This is a genomic window from Mesorhizobium sp. M7A.F.Ca.CA.001.10.2.1, from assembly GCF_003998575.1.
Taxonomy (GTDB): Bacteria; Pseudomonadota; Alphaproteobacteria; order Rhizobiales; family Rhizobiaceae; genus Mesorhizobium.
This window is the reverse complement of record NZ_RZQY01000707.1, coordinates 1-3021: the sequence shown is the minus strand read 5'-3', so window position 1 is coordinate 3021 and position 3021 is coordinate 1. Positions and strand designations below refer to the sequence as shown.

2 protein-coding genes and 1 pseudogene are annotated in these 3021 nt (G+C 63.1%); all 3 read left to right on the top strand.

Features of this window, described 5'->3' with window-relative positions; genetic code table 11:
- Positions 1-215 (top strand): annotated as a pseudogene (locus EN964_RS30380) (tRNA dihydrouridine synthase DusB); the annotation flags it as partial.
- Positions 212-1354 carry a nitrogen regulation protein NR(II) gene (locus tag EN964_RS30375; RefSeq protein ID WP_127272394.1) on the top strand — a complete coding sequence of 381 codons (1143 nt, stop codon included), beginning with the start codon at positions 212-214 and terminating at the stop codon, positions 1352-1354. The pseudogene EN964_RS30380 and the gene EN964_RS30375, both read left to right, overlap by 4 nt.
- A complete protein-coding gene (ntrC, locus tag EN964_RS30370; RefSeq protein ID WP_023812028.1) occupies positions 1351-2811 on the top strand; it encodes a nitrogen regulation protein NR(I) in 1461 nt (486 codons plus the stop codon). The genes EN964_RS30375 and ntrC overlap by 4 nt, the downstream gene beginning before the upstream one ends.
- Positions 2812-3021 lie beyond the last annotated feature (210 nt).

The window sequence follows — 3021 nt, the reverse complement described above, 5'->3', positions numbered from 1 at the left end:
ATTATGAGGACATGCTGGCGCTCTACGGCGCCGAAAGCGGCCTGCGCCAGGCGCGCAAACACCTTGGCTGGTATCTCGACCGGCATGCCGGCGGCGTCGCCGACGACAGCCGAAAGGCCATACTGACCGCATTCGAGCCCGCGCGCGTCATTGCCTTGCTGCGCGATGTGTTTTCGCGCGATCCGCAACCCTTGAACCTGCGGAGCGCCGCATGAACGCCGCCGCCGGCCAGGGCGCTGAAATGGCGGATGCCGCCCAGATCGTGCTCAACACCATCCGTCGCCCGGTGATCATGATCAGCGAGGAAGGTTTCATCACCTATGCCAACGCCGACGCGGAAGATTTCTTTCGCTCGAGTGCAAACATGCTCGCCCGCAACACGCTGTCAAAACTCATTCCCTTCGGCAGCCCGCTGCTGACGCTGGTCGATCAGGTGCGCGAGCGTCGGGCTCCGGTCAACGAGTATCGGGTCGACGTGTCGTCGCCGCGTCTCGGCATCGAAAAGGTCGTCGATCTCTACGTCGCGCCGGTGCCGGAATATCCGGGCTCCGTCGTGGTGATGTTCCAGGAACGGTCGATGGCCGACAAGATCGACCGGCAGATGACGCATCGGGGTGCCGCACGTTCGGTGACCGGTCTGGCGGCAATGCTTGCCCATGAGATCAAGAACCCGCTCTCCGGCATCCGCGGCGCTGCCCAGCTTCTCGAACTGTCGGCTTCCGACGAAGACCGCGCGCTGACGCGGCTGATCACCGACGAGACGGACCGCATCGTATCGCTGGTCGATCGCATGGAGGTGTTTTCCGACGAGCGGCCGATCGATCGCTATCCCGTCAATATCCATGTCGTGCTCGACCATGTGAAGGCGATTGCCAAGAATGGTTTTGCCAAGAAAATCAAGATAATGGAGGATTATGATCCTTCATTGCCTCCGGTGTTTGCCAACCGCGATCAACTCATCCAGGTGTTCCTCAACCTGGTCAAGAACGCTGCCGAGGCGATCGGCAGCGACCCGCAGGGCGAGATCGTGCTGTCGACCGCCTTCCGGCCGGGCATCCGTGTTTCCGTTCCGGGCACGCAGGACCGCGTGTCGCTGCCGCTGGAATTCTGCGTGCGCGACAATGGCTCCGGCGTCTCCGAAGACATCCTGCCGATCCTGTTCGACCCGTTCATCACCACCAAGCCGAACGGCTCCGGGTTGGGTCTTGCGCTGGTCGCCAAGATCGTCGGCGAGCATGGCGGCATCATCGAATGCGAATCGACGCCGCGCGGCACCACATTCCGCATCCTGATGCCGGCCTGGAAAGAAGCGCCAAACGGCGCCGATGATGACGGCGAAGGAGACCTCAAATGACCGTTCGCGGCAATATTCTCGTCGCCGACGACGACGCGGCAATCCGCACCGTCCTCAACCAGGCGCTTTCACGCGCCGGTCATGAGGTGCGCGTCACCTCCAACGCTTCGACGCTTTGGCGCTGGGTGGCGGCGGGCGAGGGCGATCTGGTCATCACCGATGTGGTGATGCCGGACGAAAACGCCTTCGACATGCTGCCGCGCATCAAGAAGGCGAGGCCGGAGCTGCCGGTTATCGTCATGAGCGCCCAGAACACATTCATGACGGCGATCCGCGCCTCCGAAACCGGCGCTTACGAATATCTGCCCAAGCCGTTCGACCTGACCGAACTGCTCAACATCGTCAACCGGGCGCTTTCCGAGCCGCGTCGGCCGAAGATCGATGCGCGGCCGGAAGAACAGCCGGACGCGATGCCGCTGGTCGGCCGCTCGGCGGCCATGCAGGATATCTACCGCATGCTGGCGCGCATGATGCAGACCGACCTGACGGTGATGATCTCGGGCGAATCCGGCACCGGCAAGGAGCTGGTGGCGCGCGCGCTGCATGAATATGGCCGCCGCCGCGGCGGCCCCTTCGTCGCCATCAATATGGCGGCGATCCCGCGTGACCTGATCGAATCGGAACTGTTCGGTCACGAGAAGGGTGCCTTCACCGGCGCGCAGAACCGCTCGACCGGCCGCTTCGAGCAGGCCGAAGGCGGCACGCTGTTCCTCGATGAAATCGGCGACATGCCGATGGAGGCGCAGACGCGCCTGCTGCGCGTGCTGCAGCAGGGCGAGTACACCACGGTCGGCGGACGCACGCCGATCAAGACCGACGTGCGCATCGTCGCTGCCACCAACAAGGATCTGCGCACGCTGATCAACCAGGGGCTCTTCCGCGAGGATCTTTTCTATCGCCTCAACGTCGTGCCGCTCCGGCTGCCCGCGCTGCGTGAGCGCTCCGAGGATGTGCCGGACCTCGTCCGCCATTTCTTCAAGCTCGGCGAAATGGAAGGCCTGCAGACCAAGCGCATTTCTTCCGGCGGCATCGAGTTGATGAAGCGCTATCCGTGGCCGGGCAATGTGCGCGAACTGGAAAACCTGGTTCGCAGGCTCGCCGCGCTCTATTCGCAGGACGAGATTTCCGCCGAGATCATCGAGGCGGAGCTCAAGACCGGCGAACGTCCGGTGGTGCCGGGTGGCGGCAATCTGATCCCCGACGATTTGTCGATCGGGCAGGCGGTCGAGCACTTCCTGCAGCGCTATTTCGCTTCCTTTGCCGGCGATTTGCCACCTGCCGGGCTTTATCAGCGCATCCTGTCCGAGGTCGAGTTTCCCCTCGTCCTGGCTTCGATGACGGCAACCCGCGGCAACCAGATCAAGGCCGCGGAACTGCTGGGCTTGAACCGCAACACGCTGCGCAAGAAGATCCGCGAGCTCGGCGTCAACGTCTACAAATCATCGCGGCAGGGCTGAGCCTTGATCTGAGCCCGCGCTCTTTTCAGGGGATCGGCTCGCGAAAGATTTCCGTCTCGGTCACACTTGTTGCATAATCGCCACAATGCGTTGCATACATCCGACGCAATCATGGCTCTAGACGGCGACATGGCTCCGCAGGCACCGACAACAAACCAACCGCTCTTCAGCGAACCCGGCGCTCGTGACGGGCGCCGGGGTCGCTGAAGA